Raw genomic sequence first — 19,891 nt, 5'->3', positions numbered from 1 at the left:
ATGTGGAATCTATTTATTCAATTCTTATTTAGCTTTTTAGCTACTGCAGCTTTTGCGATCATCACCAATGTTCCTAGACGAGCATTGATCTACTGTGGTCTATCCGGTGCATTCGGTTGGATGATCTATTGGACTTGTGTTGATTTTGGCGGTAGCCCCGCTTTTGGTTCATTACTGGGTTCCCTTGGCGTGGCTTTCATCAGTAACATTTTCTCTAAACGCTTAAAAATGCCTGTGACTATCTTTAATATCCCTGGCATGGTTCCATTAGTTCCGGGTGGATTAGCCTATCAGGCGGTCAGAAATCTCGTGACAAGTTCCTACCAAGAGGCAGCGAATTATGCTGTCCAAGCCATTATGATTGCTGGTGCGATCGCATTAGGACTAGTTCTATCAGAAGTCTTCAACCATAACATCCGCAATTTCAAAGTCAAGAGAGAATCAATACTGTTAAAAAGAAAAAAACGAATCAAATAATCAACAGTATGAGAAATGAAGTACGCTCTTTCTCCAATATAAAAAGAGGTCGAGACAAATCTAAAATCAGTTTTGCTACAGACTCTCGAATAAACGACTTTTGTCTCGGCCTCTTTTCCACTCTATCACCTATTTTATAGTTTTTCCCAAAAATTCTTTTGGTAGTATCGAATAAGCCAAAGCACACCAGGGATGAGGATAGCAAAAGCAATCCCATTAACGATCCAGAAAGGAAACATGAGTGTAGTAATTCCATAGATAACTAGGATGATCACACTACCAATTATCGTCCCCATCAACATCGCTACCAATCCTAGGGTTCCTGCTCCACGGGTAAAGAGTTGATTGATATTCGTCCAATTTAATAGAAGCAGTCGATAGTCTCGGGCAAAGTAACGCAGTGATAAGATGTAAGTGCCAATTAAGGTACCTAGTAAGAAACTAAGTAAAAAAAAAAGCGGTAAGCGGAAAATCAAGCCAGCTATTATCGCAATTCCTCCTGATAGGCAACTCTGTAATAACCAACCAAAACGAAATTTTTCTTTTAAATAGCGCTTCATGGAGAGTGGCAATGAACGGATGAACAAATAATTTTCTTGGTCTAAAGAAATCAGATTACTGACAAAGGATGTTTGATTGACCGTCAAGGAAGCTAAGACGATTCCAGTGAAAAAAACTACCCCGATCAAACGAATATCAAGTGTACTTAAATTTATCCCATCCCCCACAGCAAAGGCAATAATAAAAATAATCGGCGTTATTAACGAGGATGAAATAACTTGTAAGATCAGGCTAGGCTCTTCGACTAACTGCATATTGTAGTTAAACAATAATTGTCGTAAGGTCTGATCTTTTTTGTGTTTACGCTTCGCTTTTACCTCAGTTGTTGACGCAGTTAGCTGATCAGTTAGTTTTGGTACGATCAATGAGCGAATGGCAAATGACAACACGAGAACTGTTACCAAAATGATACCAAGATTGAGTAGCCCATTTGTAGAAAACGGCTGATTCATCACATGATAAAAAGGTAAAAGAAACACGAGCGGTTGTCGATCAGTCAAGCCTACGCTAATATCAACCGTCTGATGATTCATCCACATGATTCCAACTACTGCAATGACCATCGACCCACCAAGTAAAAGACTAGTCACTGCTTTTTTATGTTTTTTGAACAATGATGTTTGCGCAAGTCCAAAGACGAGTAAGCTAGCGATGCAAAAAAGCAAGATAAGAAATAGCGCAAATAATAAGAATGCGAAGAAAATCGTCACTAGAAAAAAGTGTTGCGCCCGCCAACCAGTTAATAGGAATAACACAAGTAACGGGAAAACAAAGGGAGCGATAGTCATCGCTACTACTAAGATCTTCGATAGGAATAGTTGACTCTGTCTAAATGGCAAAGGTAGAAATGCTTGAAGATCGGTTCCTTCAAAAAAGATGTTATAGATAACAGAAATACTTTGTGACAATCCCAATAAGCTAAACAGTGCCACATAGTAAGTAAAAAAACCTGGCATGCGATTAAAATCTATAGCAAACATGGTAACACTATAAATCAATAAAAATGCTAAGCCAGAAATCACAAACTGTAACATCAAATAACGTGAAAGACTTTTTCCTTTCTTTCCTTTTTCTCGAGCCTTATTAGTCATTTGCGGATTTACGTATAAAAGATTGACACGGATCAGTTCGATCAGTTGTTGTTTATTCATACGTCTCACCTGCGGATTGTCTCCCCGCCATTTTCAAATAGATCGTCTCTAATGTATCCGCTGGCGATTCATTCAATAAATCTTGTACTTTTCCATGATAGATCAGCTCTCCTTTTTTCAAGATAGCAATCTTATCACACAATTGTTGCGCAGTATCTAGTACATGAGTTGAAAAAATCACGGTCTTTCCTTTTGCCACATGCGCTCTCATCATTTCTTTCAGATCATAAGCCGCTTGGGGATCAAGTCCTTGCAGTGGTTCATCCAACACCCAGATATCTGGATCAGGCAATAAGGTTCCGATCAGGATCGTTTTTTGCCTCATTCCATGAGAAAAACTTGCGATTGTCTCTTCCTGATTTCTCCCCAGATCAAAAAGTGTAGTCAACTCAGCTAAACGTTTTTCTTTTTGTGCCGGTTCTATTTCATAAGCTGCAGCAATCAGATCCCAATACTCTCCAGCCGTCAATTGCAAAAATATGTCTGGCGAATCCGGTACATAGCCGATCTTCTTTTTTATTTCTAAACGATTTGTCGATAAATCTTTGCCATCGACCACTATTGAACCAGAAGAAGGTTCGATAATACTTACTAGACTTTTGATCGTAGTTGATTTTCCTGCACCATTATGACCTAAAAATCCAAATATTTTCCCTTGCTCAATCGTTAACGTTAACTCTTTCAAAGCTACTTTTTTCCCATAGTTCTTTGTCAAATTCCAAAATTCAATCATCTTACACCTCTTTTTTCATTTGTGATTTTTTTCTATTGTACGCTTTCATTTTGAATACGTAAATATGTAAAATGCATAGAAAGATGAAATACAACAAAAAAACATGCTGATTTCATCCCACTTATCGAAAGTGAAATCATGATCAACATGTCGCGCGTATAAGAATCAGATCGTTCGAGTAAACAGGTACTCATCATCTGTATTCGGTCGGTTACTGATATTGCCTCCAGTGACTGCTTTGATCAGTTCCCCCAATATGGGTTATGAAATCCGGTCATATAATAAAGGAAAAGATACAAATAAAAACAACTGCCTATGACTAGAAAAATACGGGCAAGTAGCTTGTTTAGTTTAGGGAGGCAAGTACCTAACCAAAAGAAATACAATCCTAAAATATAAGTATAACTAATATTTTCTAGTATCTCTTCGGTCGATCGATTGACATAGTAACTTAGAAAGATCAAGAAAAGCGTAAAGAGTAAGATAAATGAAAAAGTTTTCGAAAATTTGATTTTCTTCATGGATAATTTCTTCTTGCATTATTTCTCAGGCATACGTTGATGTTCTAACGGAAACATGCAAAAAGTCAAATCACAAACAGTTGTTTAAAGTGACCTTTTCTATCGCTTCTTTTCCTCAATGATAGAAAAATTTTTTATTGATTTTGTCTATATGGTACGATACTAATATATATGTAATCGATATCAATCAGTAAAAAGTGCAACTCTCACTTTTACTTAGATCAGCGAAAAAATAATCCATACAAAAAAACTTGTGACGAAAAGAACGTGGGACAAAAGTAAGAAACACTTTTATCTCATTCTTAAAAAACAGATAAACAGTGGGAGCAGAAGCAACGCCTTCTTAAATAAGCCGAAATTCACAAAAATTTAAAAAGTAATTTTCGTGAATTTCTTCTTGTTTCTCGGAGTTAAACACTTCTGTCCCAGCCTCGTTTTCTCTCCAATTTCTCAAACCGAAACAACTTTTGTCTCGACCTCTTTTCGTCACAAAGTTTTCTTTACACTTTCATTAAAATGATCGGTAGACATATTGATTTTTTGGCGCAGCGACTTTGGTTGCTTTGCTTACTTCAACCGAAGGGATTTCTCGCTTAAAGGGTTCATAATAATCGGATTGGATCGTTCCTTCGACTTTGTACCACTCATCGTTTTTGATCGATATCCTATCGGGCATGTGTGTGAGTAGTCCAAAAACTCCTGAATCGGCGACACAGTGAATGATGCCGAAACGAAATAAAAAGCTGTCTTCCTGTTCCCCGTTTGGCGTTTGATACACAAAGCCTTCATAGGATATTTTTTTACCAATGAATTCGCTTGGATAATTATAAATCAATTCCATGATTTCTAAGTAATTCTCATCAGTGATCGTGATTTTTTCTTTGTCACCATATTTTGCTTTCAACTGATTCATCTGATCCAAGTAATCTGATTTATTGAAATAAATGCTGGTATCTGGTTTCAAATATTGTGTCTGCATTTCTGGATCGCCAACTGATTCTTTGCTTACTGGAAAATTGAACCCTTTTGCTTCAACAATCGTCGTATCCAAACTAACTGTTGGAAAAAGTGTGCCGACAATGATAGGCAAAGCCAGTAAAACATAAGCAATCCCACGTTGCCAAGGAGTCGATAGACCATGATCATGTTCTTCATGATGATGCTCGTCTTGGTGATGCTCGTCTTGGTGATGCTCGTCTTGGTGATGCTCGTCATGATCCCTTTTGGCTGAATCACTTTTGACCCAAACGTATAATTGGACAAGCGCAAGTAATGCAGACAAAATCATCGAAAGGATCGCTAAGTAACGATAATGGACATTGATGTACTGATCTAACTTACCTGATACTTGCAGGTACATCATCAATTCAAAATAACCGGATAGTATCAAAAATCGTAGCATGTTTTCCCTCCTAGATGAATAATGTAAAGCCAATCACACTGATGGCGATCAAAGCAATCAGCGAGATAATGAAACGACCATTGAAGTAACGTTTCATCATCAAAAGGTTTTTGATGTCAACCATTGGACCAAATACTAAAAATACCACAACTGGTGCGGTCCCAAATAGACTTAGTAAGGATGAACCAATGAAGGCATCTGCTTCTGAACAGAGGGACATTGTAAAAGCAAGTATCAGCATAATGACGATCGCCAAGATTTTTGTCGACCCAAGAGTCAACATCACTCGCGTTGGTAAATAGGTTTGCATACCAGCAGCAATCAGCCCACCAATAATCAAATACCGGCCTGTGTCAAAAAACTCATCAATGCTATGAGTCAAAACGTGTCCTGTTTGCTGTCCGAATCGTTTCACTTTATTTGTCTTTATTCCAGCGATTTCATGATGATGGTGCGTGGATGTTTCAATTTTTTGGCTTATCTTCTCTTTTAATACAGATTCCTTTTGGAAATAGGCTAACCAAATACCTATGATGAGTGCTACAACAAAACTACCAAGCATCCGCCAACCTGCCATTACCCATGAGTTACCGAAAGCGATAAAAGTAGAAAAAATCACGATCGGATTGATGATCGGCGCAGTAAGCATAAATGCGAAAGCAGTATGTACAGGAACGCCTTTTTTTACAAATTGATGAACGATGGGAACGATACCACACTCACAGGAAGGAAAGAAAAAACCTAAGATTGAGCCAGTTAAAATCGATAAAAACCGATTTTTAGGTAGCCAACGTTTCACTCTTTCTGGTGTTAAAAAAACTTGGAGGGCCCCAGAGATGAGACAACCCAATAATACAAATGGTAGTGCTTCGATCACGATCGATAAAAAGATCGTACTCATCTGCAAAACCGAATTTGGTAAAAAAGAAAACATGATTTCTCCCCTTACTTTAAGCTACATTTGCCAAAATACTATACGCTTTCCACTAAAAAAAAACAAGAGAAGTTGTTATAATTTACACAACTCTTACTTTTTCGTTTTTATCTAAAAAGCAATTCAATTGACATATTCCGTAATTCTGTTTAAATAAGAACAGTATTTTCTTCGTAGCTTTCTTATTACTGGTTAATTTAATAACTTGCTGATTGCTACCAGAAAGGAATGATCCTATGAAAAAAACAACTGATCTATCTGAAGTCCAAGCAGCACTCACTCAAGCAGAAACTGTTGCTGTTTACTTATCGATGCCAAATTGCAGTGTTTGTCATGCTGTAAAGCCTCGCTTTGAAGAATTATTGTCCCACTATGCATTTCCAAGTTTTCACTTGGATGCTGTAGAAACACCAGAAGTGGCTAGTATGTTCCAAGTATTGACTGCTCCAGTTATTTTGATTTTTCATGAGCAAAAGGAGATCGAACGTCAAGCACGCTTCATAGATTTCCATCGTTTGACACGCCTGTTTGAACAATTGGATACGGAGAGTCAACTGAGTTATGAGGACTTATTTAAGTAAGTGTCATAAAAGAGCGTTCCAGAGTTAGCTACAACTCTTGGAACGCTCTTTTTAGGGCTCTATACTTTTTGATGCTGGTGAACTTCACCAACATCATCTGGCAATGAGCCATCATTTATTGAAGAGATCATTACGATTTCCAGTTTATTCCTCGTCTAATTCATGAAATTGGCGATAGACTTCTTGCTTTTTTAATCCGTTTTGTACGGCTACGGCTTTGATTGCTTCATTGGTTTTTTTGCCTTCTGCAATCAATTGTTCCACTTGCTCTTTCAATGAACCGACAATCTTAATTGTTTCTTCCTGAATCCCTGTACTTCCTTCTACGAGAAGACAACATTCCCCTTTTATTGGTTGGTCCTCGATATACGAAAGCAATTCTTCGATAGTTCCCCGCAAATATTCTTCATGGATTTTCGTCAATTCGCGACATAATACGACCTGACGATTTCCTAAAACAGTTAACATGTTTTTTAAAGTCCCACTGATTCGATAAGGAGATTCATAAAAAATCAGTGTTGCCGTATGATTCTTTAATTTTTTCAATGTACTTTCTTGCTCTTTCTTCTTTCTTCCTAAAAATCCATAAAATAGGAATGGTTGTGGCAGTAGACCAGAAGCAATCAGCGCTGTCATGCCGGCCGTTGCACCTGGTAAGGAAACAACAGGAATACCTTCTTCGATACAAGCAACTACCAATTCGTGCCCTGGATCGCTGATCGAAGGCATGCCAGCATCACTGACTTGAGCAATCGACTGACCGTTTTTCAATACTTCCAGAAATTGAGGAATACGCTCTTTATAGTTGTGTTCATGCAAACTTTTCTGAGGCGTATGGATCTCAAAATGATTCAATAATTTTTGCGTATTTCGCGTATCCTCACTTGCAATCAATGCAACTTCTTGCAACATCCGAACACTTCGATAAGTCATATCTTCCAAATTTCCTATCGGCGTAGGTACTAAGTAAAGTGTTCCTGTTGTGTGATTTCCTCTAAAACTTTTTTGGTTAAACATTTTTTATCTCCTATAAAAAACTGGAGCAGGATTTTCTACTCCAGTCTATTATTTACTTTGATCAACGTCCGCTCTCACGGTAGATGACTTCTAAACAAAAGGCACAAGGTTCATCATTTTCTCTTCTTGAACCATAAAGATCATAACAGACATGGAAGCCTTCTTCATAAATCTTTTCTAAATTCATACGTGATTTTGAAAGTTCTTGTTTCACATTTTCTGCTGGTGCTTGTGCTGCTTGGTTCAATTCGCGCAAATGTTCTCTTAAACGCTGATTTTCCATCTCTAGCGTTGTATTTTTTTCAACAATTTCATGTAAGGCTTGTTTCATCTCGACCAATTCAGTCAAAGTATTTCTAAGCTCTGATTCTAATTGATTCAATCCGTCATATAATGATCGTTTATCCATTCATCTCACCTACTTTGATGAAACTTTTTAATTCGTCCCATTCATATTCAACAGGATTTTCCCTTCCAACTAATCGTATTCTTACAAGACGATTAAGAAGGTTCAATCCAACGACTTTCCCTTTACCATCAGGCGTATCTACTACGTTTCCAAAGTCAGGGAGTTCTTTTTTTGTTCGTTCATATTCTTCGCTCTCATACTGCAGACAACACATCAAACGTCCGCATAATCCAGAGATTTTTGTTGGGTTCAATGACAACCCCTGATCTTTTGCCATCTTGATCGAAACAGGAACAAAATCTCCTAAAAATGAGGCACAGCACAACGGACGACCACAGGGACCAATCCCACCGATCAATTTCGATTCATCTCGCACACCGATTTGCTGAAGTTCGATACGCGTGCGAAATACCCCAGCTAGATCTTTGACTAACTCACGAAAATCAATACGTCCGTCTGCTGTAAATGAAAAGATCAGTTTGCTGCGATCCAATGTATATTCTACACGTACGATCTTCATCGCAAGTTGATGTTTTTCTATTTTATCTTTGGCGATTTTGAACGCACGTTTCGCATCTTCTCTATTTTTGTTATCTTTCTTCAGCTCGTTTTCTGTTGCTTTATGCAAAATGGGACTAACTTTATCTGGCAAGTCCTCTGGATCCATTTCTATTTTGGGAACGGCAACAGTTGCGATATGTAAGGTTTTCTGAGATTCAACCAAAACCTTTTCTCGATAATAATACGTTGAATCACCAGGTGAAAAATAATAGATATGACCTGCATCTCTATAACGGACACCTACTACTTCGACCATTTCCTTCCCCCTTGATCCTTCTTTCGCTACTTTTTAGTTGATCGTTCGTAGCACCAATTGTTCTGCTACTGCTTGAAAGCTGACATTGCTTCTCAGTTTTTGTTCTGCAAATAATATACGCTCGATCGTCTGATTGATTTTTTTTACTTGCATGATTTTGTCTTTCTCTAGGGCTTGCTTTAATGCCTCTTGATAATAAAATAGTAAGATCGATAAAGCCGTAAACTGCTGTGATTTTTCTTTAAATAACTTTATCAACTTTTTTTGCACATAGATGAATGCTTGTGTATCATTGCTTTTCATGTACACAAACCACTGCTGAATCGAATCCTTAGCATCATTAAACCATTCATTCTGCGATATTTCAACTGCTTTTGTGAAACTGTTGGTTAAGAACGCCAAAAGTTTTGCTTTTTCCACAGGTATCCCCGCTTCTTGCAGTTTGTGGATCAATACCTCTTTAGACAATTCTTGAAAATGGAGGATTTGGCACCTTGATTGGATAGTTGGTAAGATTCTCCCGACTGAATCTGTTTCGAGGATCGCCAAAAATTCTCCTAGTGGTTCTTCTAGAAATTTCAATAAACTATTGGCCGCACTACTATTCATCTTTTCAGCTTCTTTGATAAGAAAAACTTTCTTGCGTGACTCATAACCACTTCGGCTAAATTCTGTTTGCAGCCGTCTGATTTGATCCACTTTGATGGTTTGACCTTCTGGTTCGATCGTTAACACATCAGGATGTTCCTGATTTTGGATCCGCTGGCAATTATTACAAGTGCCACAAGGAAGTCCATTTTTCATATCTGTACAAAAAAGATGTTGTGCTAACCAAATCCCCATCTCGTGTTTTCCCGTACCTTTTTCTCCTTCAAAAAGATAAGCATGAGCGAGTCGCCCATGCCAAAAGCTGCGTTGAAGCTGTTGATACACGATAGGCTGCATTTGATCTAGAGTAAATTCTTGATCCATAGCTCCTCCTAAAATTGGTAAAATCCTTCAACTGGTAATACAAAGACTGTTGCTCCGCCTACTTCAACTTCTACTGGATAAGGAACGCCACCATCCATAGAGATGTCTAAAGTGACTGGGGTCGACACAAACTGTTTTCTGGATTCGCAAGTTTTTTTGATGATCTCTAACGCATCTTCCACACGGTCATCTTCGATCCCTACGATGAATGTACTATTCCCTGCTTTCAAAAAACCACCTGTTGAAGATAGTTTTGTCGCACGAATATTGGCATCGATCAGTTCATTTGATAAACGGTTGCTGTCTTTGTCTTGAATAATAGCTAAAATGATTTTCATATACAGTCACCTTCCTAATTTTCAAAAAATTGTGGATATTGTTCAATAATCGCTCTATAACTAGTTTGCAAAACATCTTCAAAACTCTTTCTTGCATCGATCTTATGGATGCGTTCAGGATTTTCCTCTGCCAACTTCAAATATGCATGACGCACACGTTGATGAAATTCAAGCCCTTCAGAATCTAAGCGATCGATCTGATTGTGACGATGTTCTTCAATGCGACGCAACCCAGTGTCTGAATCAACATCAAGATAAAGAGTAAAATCTGGTGTCGTACCTTCTGTAGCAAACTCATTCAGTCGAGCAATCTCAGAAATACCGATCCGTCTACCAGCCCCTTGATAGGCTAGTGAGCTGTCCACAAAGCGATCGCATAAGACGATATACCCTTTAGATAGCGCTGGTAGGACTTTTTCGACTAGATGTTGTCTTCTAGCTGCTGCGTAAAGCAATGCTTCTGTCCGCTCATCCATTCGATCGTTTTTTGGATCGAGAATCACTGAGCGGATCTCTTCCGCAATCGGGATACCTCCTGGCTCTCTTGTTTGAATGATCGTTGTTTTTGCTACTTTTTTCAAAAGAGGGAATAGTTCATTTAAAACACTTGTTTTACCTGCACCATCTGGCCCCTCGATCGTGATAAATAGTCCATTCACATTTTTGCCCCCATCTCGTGTTCCTTCTCTATTGTAGCTGAAAAATTTAGTTTATAACAATTTATAACTCGCGTCTGCCCTCGACAGCTTTCAAAAGCGTTACTTCATCGGCATATTCAATATCTGAACCAACGGACAAGCCATGTGCTAGACGTGTCACTTTGATGCCAGCTGGTTTGATCAATCGGGAAAGATACATCGCCGTTGCCTCACCTTCTGTCGTAGCATTTGTCGCAATGATCACTTCTTGGACCTGTGCATCATGTAATCGTTCAAGAAGCGAAGAAATATTGATGTCTTCTGGTCCAGTTCCTTCCATTGGAGAAAGCACACCATGTAGCACGTGGTAAAGGCCATGATATTCACGCATTTTTTCTAGAGCCATGACATCCTTAGGTTCTTCTACCACCAAAATGACTCCTCGATCTCGTGAAGGGTCTTTACAGATCTCACATGTATCTTCTTCGGTGATGTTTCCACAAATACTACAAAAATGAAGATCACGTTTTACACTTAGCAAAGATTTGGCAAATTCGTTGACCACTTCATCCTTCATATCGATCGTATAAAAAGCTAATCTCGTTGCTGTTTTTTGACCGATACCTGGAAGTCTCATGTAACTGTCGATCAACTTTGCGATTGGTTCTGGATATTGCATCTTTCATTACCCCTTTAGGAAAAATTAGAAGGGTAGGCCCTTTGTGTATTTTCCCATTGTTTTTTCAGTTTCTACGTCGATTTTTGCAAGTGCATCATTCACTGCCATGATCACTAAATCTTGTAACATTTCTGTATCTTCCGGATCAACGACACCTTCGTTGATTTGTAGATCTTTCATGCGGCGGTTACCAGTAAAAACGACTTTGACTAAATCATTCGTAGCTGTTCCAGTAAATTCTGTTTCATTCAATTTGTCCTGTGCCTGTACCATTTCTTTTTGCATTTTTTGTACTTGTTTCATCATACCTTGCATGTTGCCCATTCCGCGCATCATAATATCATTCTCCTTTAGTTCATTTAATTGCTATTCATTCTATAATCACTTGTTAATCATCGACGATAGTCACAATGTCAGGTCCAAATATCTCTTCTGCTTTTGTAACGATCGTTTCTTCTTGCGGTTCATTTTGAGGAATCAATTCGATTTCTTGTGATTCATCTTCTGGCGCAAATGAATCTTCTGTACCACTGTCTTTTGCTTGGATCAAATAATCTTTACGGATCAGAGGCCAGCTTTCTCGGGTGATATAAACTGGCTCTGGTGCATAATCTTGGATCATCCGACTAAGGTTGTTATGGATCGAAAGCTTTAGTTCTTCATCATTCGCTGCTCGTTGACAGACGATCTCATAGTCAAAAGCAATCACTAACCCATTGGGACTAGCAGCAACAGGTTCACTTGCTTTTAGCATCGCTCGTTGAGTCACAGATAGGCTCATTAGCAGATCGTCCCAGACTTCTTTGACATTATTCAAATGTTTTCTTGTCGCTTCTTTTAATACTTTATAAACACGTTCAGTTGGTACGCGATACGTATTTGCTTGCTTTTTCTGAACAGGTGCGTGCGTTTGCTTGGCAGGTGCTTGATTGGCACCTCCGCTGGTCTTGATAGCACTGATTTCTTTTTTTAGTTCACTGATTTCTTTTTGCAACTGCTTCACAAGCTGATCATCTACTCCGCTTTCTTGGCTTGTACCATTGCCACTAGGAGCCTGTGCTAATTTGACTGTCGCTACTTCTAGATAGATCGTTGCACTGTTCGTAAAACGAATCTCATTTTGTGTGTCACTCAATATGCGGATCATTTGGAATAAGCGATCAGCTGTGACTTCTTTAGATAGTGCCACAAAAGGCTCTCTGATAGATGTCGTTTGTTCTGCTAAAAGGTTCGGTGCTTGTTGGAACATCAATAGATCCCGACAGTATTGTAAAAGGTCCTCTAAGAAACGGCGAGATTCCTTCCCAGCTGCCAAAATATTGGTCAGCGCCTCTAACGCCTTAGGAACATCTTTATTCACACACGCACTTAGATACGCATCCATCATCTCATTTGTCAGACTTCCGGTCACCTGCATCGCGTCATCCAAAGTAACGGTCCCATCACTGAATGAGATTGCTTGATCCATGATACTTAAAGCATCCCGCATCCCGCCTTCTGCAGCTCTTGCGATCACGCCCAGTGCTGGTTCTTCATACATGATATTTGATTGGTCTAAAATAAATTTCAGATGTTCAACGATATCTGCTGCGGTGATCCGCTTGAAATCAAATCGTTGTGTTCTTGAAATGATTGTTGCAGGAATCTTGTGCGGTTCAGTGGTTGCTAAAATAAAAATAACATTTTCTTTTGGTTCTTCTAATGTTTTAAGTAAGGCATTGAATGCTCCAGTAGAAAGCATATGTACTTCGTCTATGATATAGATTTTGTACGCTGCCTTAGTAGGTGCATAATTGGCTCGATCTCGGATAAAGCGGATTTCTTCTACTCCATTGTTGCTTGCTGCATCGATTTCAATGACATCTTCTTGCGTTCCTGCAGTAATCGATTGACACATTTCACATTGGTTGCAGGGTTCACCATCTTTACTATTTGGGCAGTTGATTGCTTTTGCAAAAATTTTAGCTGCACTCGTTTTACCAGTTCCTCGTGGTCCTGTAAACAGATAAGCATGAGAAGTTTTGTGGGAAACGATAGCATTCTTCAAGGTCTGGGTAACTGCTTTTTGTCCAACGATATCGTCAAAACGTTGGGAACGCCAGACGCGATAAAGTGCTTGATATGCCATGAGGATCCCCCTTTTTTTAAAAATTCACTATCTTTTATTATACGTGATTTTAGAAAAAAAAACTACTATAGTTCTCGTGTAGTTTCTGCTTTTTTTATCGTTGCTCGTTCATTAACTATTCCCACATAAGAGTGCTTTTTCCCTATAAATTCTTTCATTCGAAGTCTGATTCTACATCTTTCGACCGAGCGCTTTTCATTTCCCCTATGGTATAATGAAATCATCAATCTATTACAACAACACTTTCATTAGGGAGGAATTTTTTATGGGTCTTATCAAAGCAGCAACAAGCATGATCGGCGGCGGATTAGCAGATCAGTGGGTCGAGGTCATTGAACCTGATGATATGAGCGACACCACCGTCATGACAAAGGGCGTAAAAGTACGAAAAGATGACAAACGTGGGTCAAACCGAAAAGGCACAGCAGATGTTCTGACAGATGGTTCAGTGGTCCATGTCTATCCAAATATGATGATGCTTCTCGTAGATGGTGGAAAAATCATCGATTATACTGCTGAAGAAGGCTACTATACGATCAAAAATGATTCTGCTCCCTCAATGTTCAATGGTTCATTGAAAAGCGCGATTGCAGAAACTTTCGACCGTTTCAAATTTGGCGGTGTCACACCTCAGAAACAACAGGTTTTCTATATCAATCTGCAAGAAATAAAAGGAATCAAGTTTGGGACAAGTTCACCACTCAATTACTTTGATAATTTTTATAACGCTGAATTGTTTTTACGTGCGCATGGTACGTATTCGATCCATATCACTGATCCGATCTTATTCTATACCAATGCTATCCCTAAAAACAAAACACAAGTGGATATCTCGGATATCAACGAACAATATTTAGCAGAATTTTTAACCGCTTTACAATCTGCAATCAACCAAATGTCTGCAGATGGACAACGTATCTCTTACGTTCCTTCTAAAAGTTTAGAATTAAGTAAATATATGGGAAATGTCTTGGATGACTCATGGAACGAGCTACGTGGAATGGAAATCGTTTCTGTTGCGGTCGCAAGTATTTCCTATACAGATGACTCTGTCAAATTGATCAATATGAGAAACGAAGGCGCTATGTTAGGCGATCCTAGCATCCGAGAAGGTTACGTCCAAGGATCAATCGCTCGTGGAATGGAAGCTGCTGGCAAAAATGATGCTGGTGCTATGACTGGTTTTATGGGCATGGGTATGGGCATGAATGCAAATGGCACGTACCTTTCACAAGCTGCACAAAATAATCAAGAACAGATCAACCAACAACAAGCAGAAAAACAAAATCAACAAGCAGCTCAAGGCAACGAAAACACTTGGACTTGTCCTGTCTGCAGCACAGAAAATACAGGTAAATTCTGCTCGAACTGTGGTACAGCAAAACCTGTCGCAAACGTCCAACCGAAATTACAAATGAAATGTAGTGAATGTCATGAAATCGTGGATCTTTCAAATGGTATCCCTAAGTTTTGTCCAAATTGCGGAAAACCATTCAAAGGTATCCCACTTGATTAAGTATTAGAAAGGTGTGGCGCGGATGGATGTTCTTACGCATAAATGTCCCAACTGTGGTGGTCCCTTAACATTTGACCCCAACGATCAAAAATTCCATTGTGATTACTGTCTAAATATCTATACGGAAGAAGAAGTTAGTCAATATGAACAAGAACAAAAAGAAGCTCGCGGTGCCCAAACGCAGCAAACTTCTGCTGAGGAAAACGGAGCCGATCAATTTACCTTTACTGCCGAAGAACAACTAGATCAGATGGACGATGCAGAGAAAAAAGCATTCGCAGAATCTGGTGGACTATCTGATTCTGCAGATGATGCAACACCAACTGGAACGATGGAAAATGAGGATAATGAGGCAACAATGGAATTGTTTCTTTGTCCAAGCTGTGGTGCAGAAATCGTGACAGATGCAACGACTGCAGCAACTTATTGCTATTATTGTCATAATCCGGTCGTTTTGTCCGGACGACTGAGTGGCAAATTTTTACCGAATAAAGTCCTACCCTTTGCTGTAGAAAAAGAAGAAGCCATCACTAAATTCTTAGCGTGGACAAAGAAAAAATGGTTTGTTCCCAAAGCTTTTTTCAACAAAGACCAAATAGATAAATTAACAGGAGTCTACTTCCCTTATTGGGCAACTGATGCTACCGTAGATGGTTCTTTACAAGCAAATGGAACTGTTATCCGTATCTGGCGTGTCGGTGATATCGAATATACGGAAACAAAACAGTTTGCTGTACACAGAGAAGGTTCTCTCTCTTTTAAAGAGTTGGTAAAAAATGCCTTATCAAAAAATACCCAACAAAAAATGGTAGAAACTGTTCAACCATTTCCTTTAGAGAAAGCCATCGACTTTAAAAGTCAGTATTTGGCTGGCTTCCAAGCTGAAAAACGTGATATTGAATATCAAGCAATCAAATCGCAAGTCCAATCTGAGCTTCAAGACTATTCAGAAAAACTACTACGAGATACTGCAAGTGGCTATACGACACTAACGAACGTCCATGCCTCTGTGGACATCACAAGCGAGAAAAATGAGTATGTTCTTCTCCCTGTATGGCTAGTTACCTATCGTAGCAGCGATAGCAATAAAAAAGTTTACTACTATGCGATGAATGGACAAACAGGTAAAGTCAGTGGTGTTTTACCCATCAGTCACAAAAAACTTGGTCTGACAGTCTTTGGAATCTTTGCCGTCTTAGCAATCCTCTTTATGATTGGAGGGTATCTAATATGAACAAAAAAATTCTCCTATTTTTCTTGACAGCTATCGGCTTGTTCTGGACCTCTTCTGTTCAAGCTGCCACACCGCCGATCAACGATGAAGCTGGCCTGTTCACTCAAGAACAGATCCAATCCTTAGAAAAACAAGTTCAGCCTCTAAATGAAAAAATCAAGGGGCAAGTCTTAATTGTGACGACAACTTCGAATTCCGAAGAACCACGTGATTTTGCTGATGATTATCTAAGAAATGCAGTCGGCAACGACAATAACGGCTCCGTCCTACTACTAGATATGGGCCAACGTGAAATCTATATCTCTACTTCAGGGAATATGATCGACTATCTAGATGATAATCGAATTGATGCTATCCTTGACGATGTTTACGATCAAATGTCAAACGATGCATATTACGAAGCGGCGCAAACTTATCTGACAAAGGCAAGTGAATATGTCGCAGATGGCGTACCAGGCGGTCATTATCGCGTGGATGAAGAAACAGGTAAAATCACTCGCTATAAAGTCCTAACACCTGTTGAAATAGTGATTTCGATTGTCCTTGCTTTGGTTTTAAGCTTGGTCTTCTACTTTGTGACAGTTTCAAGGTATCAGTTGAAATCTGGTACGTATAAATACCCGTTCCGTGAAAAATCAACAATAAAATTAACGGACAAAACGGATCGCTTAACGAACTCATTCGTCACTACCCGCCGTATCCCAAAAAGTCCCCCACCTGGCAGTGGCGGAGGCGGAAGCACCACCCATTCAAGTGGTGGCGGCACTTTTGGGGGAGGCGGACGAAGCTTCTAACAGTGATCATCTTTTCAATAGTCCCATTTTCCCATATCACTGAACTCTAAACCACCCGTTCACACGGGTGGTTTTCTCTACGACTGAAAGCCTCTTTTACCGGTATAATCCTCAAAAACTGACTGAATCAGTGCACTTTTGCGTTACATTTACTCAGTGTCTCTCAAAGAATCTCTAAACACTTTTACCGTTCTTTTATACTGTAGGATTAAATTCTTTGAACAGTGTAAGCTGATCTGCTAACTAAGGTTCTCTCGGTTGATTACGAATCCTACAAAAAATCTAAGACAGAATTTTGTTCATTCTGTCTCAGATTTCATTTTATGCAACTCTTCCATCCTTATTGCCAAAGAGCTAATTAAATCCGTTTCATCAATGCTTTGTTTGCTTTAAGCCGGGACTGGTGATACCGTTCTAGTGCTAGCTCTTTGATCAAAGTATCGATCACATACAGTTGATTGATTGCGGCGGTAAAAGAACCTGCATCAGATGAATATTCCTTTGCTGAAGCGATCAGAGCCACTTGGCTAATTTGAGCGACCGTTGAGCCCATATAATTAGTGATTGCAATCGCCTAACAGCCCTGAGATTGTGCTAACTCTATATTAGCAATCACTTCTGGTGTGTTTCCAGAGGTACTGATTGCAAAACAGACTTCACCGGGTATCATATATGCTGCATTGATACTTTGGAGATGCCCATCTTGAACGAATTCCACATGTTTTCCCAGACGTTTCAACCGATTCGAGAACTCCGAACCAATCAAGCCAGAACTCCCTACTGCAAAAATCACGATCCTACTCGTGTCATGAATCAGGCGGGCAGCTGCAGCTAAATCGGATTTTTAGATAAATTCTCGGGTTTCTTGCAAACTTTGTTGATACTGTTCATAAATTAAATCGGCATCCGCCTTCTCCTCGGAATCACTTGCTCGGACAATTGCTGCTTGACTCTTAGCTAACTCAAATTTCAGATCTTGGTAACCGAAGAAACCAATCTTTCTAGCAAAGCGAATGATCGTACTCTCACCAATCCTAGCCATCAATGAAAATTCATTAATGGATAATTTAGGAATTTCATCTGGACTACTTAAAATAAGTTGTGTCACTTTTTTTCAGATTTACTCAAAGACGGAAAATAACTGCTGATTATAGGCAGTAAATCCATACCATCGTCTCCTATCGTTTCTTCCATTATAGATTTGATAGCACTAAAAGAAAAGGACCTAGTATCGTGTTGAAATAACTAATCAAACTGAAAATTAGCAATTAACAGTTCTTCGATGAAATCATACAAAACTAACTGTTGCCAATTCATTCATCCACTTGATGACATCGACACTACACTAGTTGTGCATCAGAACATTTTTGTCTCACCGTTTATCCGTTTTTAGAGATACGAGAAGAGACTGAGACAAGTGTTGTCCCAGTCTCGAAAACCAGATTGGAAATTCTGCTGTTCCGCTTAAAAATCGATGGACTCACAAAAACGTCTCATGTATAGTTATATCTAATTAAAATAAGCTAAGATAAACGGAAAGATTATAGTGGCTAAAACTTATCCTACTAAAACATAAGAGAAATCTTAACCACTTTTTGACAACGTAAGAGAAGAAATACCAAAAAGTTATTCTAGTGATGCTGCTAGTTTGTTCTTATACGAAAAAAGAACAGAAAGAATTTTTTGTTCTTTCTGTCCCGATTATTCTAAGATTTCTTATTAACGACATCATTTATCAATGAGCCTAAAAAAGCTAAGCAGTTAAGCTTAACTTTCAATGATCCGTTTTTATAGGTGCATGACGCTTTTTGGAATCACTGCAAAAAGGATCCTTGTTAAGTATGTTTTTGTTCTTAGAAAATGATGTTGTCCTCTAATAAGTCCATATTTGTAATGATGATTCGATGGTCTTTCACTTTGATTATCCCGTTTTTTTTCAGCTGCTTTAAAATACGGCTAACACTGCTTGCTGTAGAGATCCCACAGAACTTAGCGATCTCTTCGTTAGTAATAATGAAATCGATCATCAGTCCCTCCTCTGTTCGTACACCAAATAGATCATACAATTCATATAATTGCGTACAAACCGCCCCTAACTTTCCATTTAATAACATTTGTTGCATTTTTTTCATTGAATAGAGTAAGCGATAACGATAATACTCTTTGACGTAATGTTGCATCTTAGGATCATCGTTGATCTGTTCCCAAAACTTTACACGATTGATTCGATAAAATTCTGCATATTCTGATTCTACTCGAATATTATAAGGAGAATCAATAAACTGAGAATATTCATCTTTGATCAATGAGACGATTTCAAGATCTTTTATGTATCTCAGATTGAATTCTCTTCCATCATTTGAAATGACACTCGCCTTCACTGTTCCTTCTTTCAATATATAAGTGTAGCAATCTTCCACACCTTCAAACGTCAGATACTTATGATATCTTTTTCGTACAATCGGAAAATTATTTCTTTCCAAATATTCCTTCAGCACTCTACTGTCCAATGATGCTCCCCCATCCAAACTTTCATCTAAAAAAGATAATACAAGATTTCTGTACTTTTTAAAGTTCAAAAGTATTTTACTAATGATATTAACATTTGTTAAGTACTATTTTATATTACGTACGCGATTTTTTTCTTTTTTTTGTTTCGGTATACTGCGAATGTAAAAATTTTTAAGAATAGAGGGAAAAAAATGAACTATTGGATGAAAACAATCATTAATCGACTTGAGACGGCATATCAAACAAGATTTGATATGAAAGCATCATTAGTCTTCTTAAATGATGCGTATCAAAACTCTATTGAGTTAGTTAAAGCCGTGGATGAACAACCATCAAACGAATTAGAAGAATTTCTTGATTTATTTATGACAACTCGTGATTTATTTATTCGTCAATTGGTGGATCGTTATCCGTCAAACTATCATGACGTCGAAGTCCAAATTGAAAAACTAAAAGCATATTCAGATTAAGGGGACCT

Annotated in this window: 23 protein-coding genes and 1 pseudogene; 6 read left to right on the top strand and 18 right to left on the bottom strand. The window is 38.6% G+C overall.

Translation table 11 applies throughout. The features are described 5' to 3' along the window. On the top strand, nucleotides 1–477 hold the full coding sequence (locus DVW83_RS00285; protein WP_081134867.1) for a threonine/serine exporter family protein: 477 nt from the start codon (nucleotides 1–3) through the stop codon (nucleotides 475–477). A gap of 134 nt (nucleotides 478–611) precedes the next feature. Here the strand turns inward: DVW83_RS00285 and DVW83_RS00280 are convergent, their stop codons facing one another. The 5 genes and pseudogenes from DVW83_RS00280 to DVW83_RS00255 all read right to left on the bottom strand — a co-directional run bounded on the left by DVW83_RS00280 (nucleotide 612) and on the right by DVW83_RS00255 (nucleotide 5,779). Further along, nucleotides 612–2,189 carry an ABC transporter gene (locus DVW83_RS00280; protein ID WP_137238894.1) on the bottom strand — a complete coding sequence of 526 codons (1,578 nt, stop codon included), beginning with the start codon at nucleotides 2,187–2,189 and terminating at the stop codon, nucleotides 612–614. Next, nucleotides 2,182–2,922, bottom strand: coding sequence for an ABC transporter ATP-binding protein (locus DVW83_RS00275; RefSeq protein WP_104660212.1), 741 nt, complete (start codon nucleotides 2,920–2,922; stop codon nucleotides 2,182–2,184). Before DVW83_RS00275 ends, DVW83_RS00280 begins: the two co-directional genes overlap by 8 nt. Nucleotides 2,923–3,815: 893 nt before the next feature. After that, nucleotides 3,816–3,890 (bottom strand): annotated as a pseudogene (locus tag DVW83_RS15885) (DUF3788 family protein); the annotation flags it as partial. Between the two features lie 64 nt (nucleotides 3,891–3,954). Then, the gene (locus DVW83_RS00260) at nucleotides 3,955–4,845 is read right to left on the bottom strand and encodes a TIGR03943 family putative permease subunit (RefSeq protein WP_137238892.1); all 891 of its coding nucleotides are present in this window, start codon (nucleotides 4,843–4,845) and stop codon (nucleotides 3,955–3,957) included. 10 nt (nucleotides 4,846–4,855) lie between these two features. Next, nucleotides 4,856–5,779: a permease gene (locus DVW83_RS00255; protein ID WP_104660115.1), complete on the bottom strand. Its 924-nt coding sequence runs from the start codon at nucleotides 5,777–5,779 to the stop codon at nucleotides 4,856–4,858. A gap of 236 nt (nucleotides 5,780–6,015) precedes the next feature. Here DVW83_RS00255 and DVW83_RS00250 point away from each other — a divergent pair, with 236 nt between their 5' ends. Then, nucleotides 6,016–6,360, top strand: a complete 345-nt coding sequence (locus tag DVW83_RS00250; RefSeq protein WP_104660114.1) for a thioredoxin family protein — start codon at nucleotides 6,016–6,018, stop codon at nucleotides 6,358–6,360. 144 nt (nucleotides 6,361–6,504) lie between these two features. Here DVW83_RS00250 and rsmI read toward each other — a convergent pair whose 3' ends face one another. From rsmI to dnaX, 9 genes are all read right to left on the bottom strand, one after another. After that, nucleotides 6,505–7,377 carry a 16S rRNA (cytidine(1402)-2'-O)-methyltransferase gene (gene rsmI, locus DVW83_RS00245; RefSeq protein WP_104660113.1) on the bottom strand — a complete coding sequence of 291 codons (873 nt, stop codon included), beginning with the start codon at nucleotides 7,375–7,377 and terminating at the stop codon, nucleotides 6,505–6,507. Nucleotides 7,378–7,438: 61 nt separating this feature from the next. Continuing rightward, nucleotides 7,439–7,786 carry a DNA replication initiation control protein YabA gene (locus DVW83_RS00240; protein ID WP_005878284.1) on the bottom strand — a complete coding sequence of 116 codons (348 nt, stop codon included), beginning with the start codon at nucleotides 7,784–7,786 and terminating at the stop codon, nucleotides 7,439–7,441. Then, a complete protein-coding gene (locus DVW83_RS00235; RefSeq protein WP_104660112.1) occupies nucleotides 7,779–8,603 on the bottom strand; it encodes a PSP1 domain-containing protein in 825 nt (274 codons plus the stop codon). Before DVW83_RS00235 ends, DVW83_RS00240 begins: the two co-directional genes overlap by 8 nt. A 33-nt stretch (nucleotides 8,604–8,636) precedes the next feature. After that, nucleotides 8,637–9,575 carry a DNA polymerase III subunit delta' gene (gene holB / locus DVW83_RS00230; protein ID WP_137238890.1) on the bottom strand — a complete coding sequence of 313 codons (939 nt, stop codon included), beginning with the start codon at nucleotides 9,573–9,575 and terminating at the stop codon, nucleotides 8,637–8,639. Nucleotides 9,576–9,583: 8 nt separating this feature from the next. Then, entirely contained in the window at nucleotides 9,584–9,913 is a 330-nt protein-coding gene (locus DVW83_RS00225; RefSeq protein WP_104660110.1) for a cyclic-di-AMP receptor, read from the bottom strand. A gap of 14 nt (nucleotides 9,914–9,927) precedes the next feature. Next, the gene (tmk, locus tag DVW83_RS00220; RefSeq protein ID WP_005878275.1) at nucleotides 9,928–10,572 is read right to left on the bottom strand and encodes a dTMP kinase; all 645 of its coding nucleotides are present in this window, start codon (nucleotides 10,570–10,572) and stop codon (nucleotides 9,928–9,930) included. A gap of 61 nt (nucleotides 10,573–10,633) precedes the next feature. Then, entirely contained in the window at nucleotides 10,634–11,230 is a 597-nt protein-coding gene (gene recR, locus DVW83_RS00215; RefSeq protein ID WP_104660109.1) for a recombination mediator RecR, read from the bottom strand. 24 nt (nucleotides 11,231–11,254) lie between these two features. Then, nucleotides 11,255–11,566, bottom strand: a complete 312-nt coding sequence (locus DVW83_RS00210) for a YbaB/EbfC family nucleoid-associated protein (protein WP_104660108.1) — start codon at nucleotides 11,564–11,566, stop codon at nucleotides 11,255–11,257. Between the two features lie 52 nt (nucleotides 11,567–11,618). Beyond that, nucleotides 11,619–13,358: a DNA polymerase III subunit gamma/tau gene (gene dnaX / locus DVW83_RS00205; protein ID WP_104660107.1), complete on the bottom strand. Its 1,740-nt coding sequence runs from the start codon at nucleotides 13,356–13,358 to the stop codon at nucleotides 11,619–11,621. A 265-nt stretch (nucleotides 13,359–13,623) separates the two neighbouring features. Between dnaX and DVW83_RS00200 the strand changes: the two genes are divergently transcribed. The 3 genes from DVW83_RS00200 to DVW83_RS00190 are packed head-to-tail and all read left to right on the top strand — an operon-like array spanning nucleotide 13,624 to nucleotide 16,902. Next, a complete protein-coding gene (locus DVW83_RS00200; RefSeq protein ID WP_104660106.1) occupies nucleotides 13,624–14,874 on the top strand; it encodes an SPFH domain-containing protein in 1,251 nt (416 codons plus the stop codon). Nucleotides 14,875–14,896: 22 nt separating this feature from the next. Continuing rightward, nucleotides 14,897–16,108 carry an ATP-binding protein gene (locus tag DVW83_RS00195; RefSeq protein ID WP_104660105.1) on the top strand — a complete coding sequence of 404 codons (1,212 nt, stop codon included), beginning with the start codon at nucleotides 14,897–14,899 and terminating at the stop codon, nucleotides 16,106–16,108. After that, nucleotides 16,105–16,902, top strand: coding sequence for a TPM domain-containing protein (locus tag DVW83_RS00190; protein ID WP_104660104.1), 798 nt, complete (start codon nucleotides 16,105–16,107; stop codon nucleotides 16,900–16,902). Before DVW83_RS00195 ends, DVW83_RS00190 begins: the two co-directional genes overlap by 4 nt. A 358-nt stretch (nucleotides 16,903–17,260) precedes the next feature. Here the strand turns inward: DVW83_RS00190 and DVW83_RS15325 are convergent, their stop codons facing one another. From DVW83_RS15325 to DVW83_RS00180, 4 genes are all read right to left on the bottom strand, one after another. Beyond that, nucleotides 17,261–17,455 (bottom strand): hypothetical protein, encoded by a 195-nt coding sequence (locus tag DVW83_RS15325; protein ID WP_238699316.1) that lies wholly within the window; start codon nucleotides 17,453–17,455, stop codon nucleotides 17,261–17,263. A gap of 21 nt (nucleotides 17,456–17,476) precedes the next feature. After that, nucleotides 17,477–17,695, bottom strand: a complete 219-nt coding sequence (locus DVW83_RS15320; protein WP_238699315.1) for an SIS domain-containing protein — start codon at nucleotides 17,693–17,695, stop codon at nucleotides 17,477–17,479. Nucleotides 17,696–17,746: 51 nt separating this feature from the next. Beyond that, on the bottom strand, nucleotides 17,747–18,010 hold the full coding sequence (locus tag DVW83_RS15315; protein WP_224784354.1) for a hypothetical protein: 264 nt from the start codon (nucleotides 18,008–18,010) through the stop codon (nucleotides 17,747–17,749). A 745-nt stretch (nucleotides 18,011–18,755) separates the two neighbouring features. Beyond that, the gene (locus DVW83_RS00180; protein WP_104660103.1) at nucleotides 18,756–19,412 is read right to left on the bottom strand and encodes a Crp/Fnr family transcriptional regulator; all 657 of its coding nucleotides are present in this window, start codon (nucleotides 19,410–19,412) and stop codon (nucleotides 18,756–18,758) included. A 192-nt stretch (nucleotides 19,413–19,604) separates the two neighbouring features. On the opposite strand from DVW83_RS00180, the gene DVW83_RS00175 reads away from it, so the two are divergent. Beyond that, nucleotides 19,605–19,883, top strand: a complete 279-nt coding sequence (locus tag DVW83_RS00175) for a hypothetical protein (protein ID WP_005878249.1) — start codon at nucleotides 19,605–19,607, stop codon at nucleotides 19,881–19,883. Nucleotides 19,884–19,891 lie beyond the last annotated feature (8 nt).

The sequence above is a fragment of the Enterococcus sp. VV15 genome, assembly GCF_005236045.1.
Lineage (GTDB): Bacteria > Bacillota > Bacilli > Lactobacillales > Enterococcaceae > Enterococcus_B > Enterococcus_B durans.
This window is presented reverse-complemented; position numbering and strand designations above follow the sequence as displayed.

Bases quoted from the DNA above. Each gene is read 5' to 3' on its own strand.
- DVW83_RS00260 (WP_137238892.1), bottom strand. From the start codon at position 4,845: ATGCTACGATTTTTGATACTATCCGGTTATTTTGAATTGATGATGTAC.
- DVW83_RS00225 (WP_104660110.1), bottom strand. From the start codon at position 9,913: ATGAAAATCATTTTAGCTATTATTCAAGACAAAGACAGCAACCGTTTA.
- DVW83_RS00210 (WP_104660108.1), bottom strand. From the start codon at position 11,566: ATGATGCGCGGAATGGGCAACATGCAAGGTATGATGAAACAAGTACAA.
- DVW83_RS00195 (WP_104660105.1), top strand. From the start codon at position 14,897: ATGGATGTTCTTACGCATAAATGTCCCAACTGTGGTGGTCCCTTAACA.
- DVW83_RS00175 (WP_005878249.1), top strand. From the start codon at position 19,605: ATGAACTATTGGATGAAAACAATCATTAATCGACTTGAGACGGCATAT.
- DVW83_RS00235 (WP_104660112.1), bottom strand. From the start codon at position 8,603: ATGGTCGAAGTAGTAGGTGTCCGTTATAGAGATGCAGGTCATATCTAT.
- DVW83_RS00190 (WP_104660104.1), top strand. From the start codon at position 16,105: ATGAACAAAAAAATTCTCCTATTTTTCTTGACAGCTATCGGCTTGTTC.
- recR (WP_104660109.1), bottom strand. From the start codon at position 11,230: ATGCAATATCCAGAACCAATCGCAAAGTTGATCGACAGTTACATGAGA.
- dnaX (WP_104660107.1), bottom strand. From the start codon at position 13,358: ATGGCATATCAAGCACTTTATCGCGTCTGGCGTTCCCAACGTTTTGAC.
- DVW83_RS00280 (WP_137238894.1), bottom strand. From the start codon at position 2,189: ATGAATAAACAACAACTGATCGAACTGATCCGTGTCAATCTTTTATAC.
- DVW83_RS00200 (WP_104660106.1), top strand. From the start codon at position 13,624: ATGGGTCTTATCAAAGCAGCAACAAGCATGATCGGCGGCGGATTAGCA.
- DVW83_RS00275 (WP_104660212.1), bottom strand. From the start codon at position 2,922: ATGATTGAATTTTGGAATTTGACAAAGAACTATGGGAAAAAAGTAGCT.
- DVW83_RS00250 (WP_104660114.1), top strand. From the start codon at position 6,016: ATGAAAAAAACAACTGATCTATCTGAAGTCCAAGCAGCACTCACTCAA.
- DVW83_RS00285 (WP_081134867.1), top strand. From the start codon at position 1: ATGTGGAATCTATTTATTCAATTCTTATTTAGCTTTTTAGCTACTGCA.
- holB (WP_137238890.1), bottom strand. From the start codon at position 9,575: ATGGATCAAGAATTTACTCTAGATCAAATGCAGCCTATCGTGTATCAA.
- DVW83_RS15325 (WP_238699316.1), bottom strand. From the start codon at position 17,455: ATGGGCTCAACGGTCGCTCAAATTAGCCAAGTGGCTCTGATCGCTTCA.
- DVW83_RS00240 (WP_005878284.1), bottom strand. From the start codon at position 7,786: ATGGATAAACGATCATTATATGACGGATTGAATCAATTAGAATCAGAG.
- rsmI (WP_104660113.1), bottom strand. From the start codon at position 7,377: ATGTTTAACCAAAAAAGTTTTAGAGGAAATCACACAACAGGAACACTT.
- DVW83_RS00255 (WP_104660115.1), bottom strand. From the start codon at position 5,779: ATGTTTTCTTTTTTACCAAATTCGGTTTTGCAGATGAGTACGATCTTT.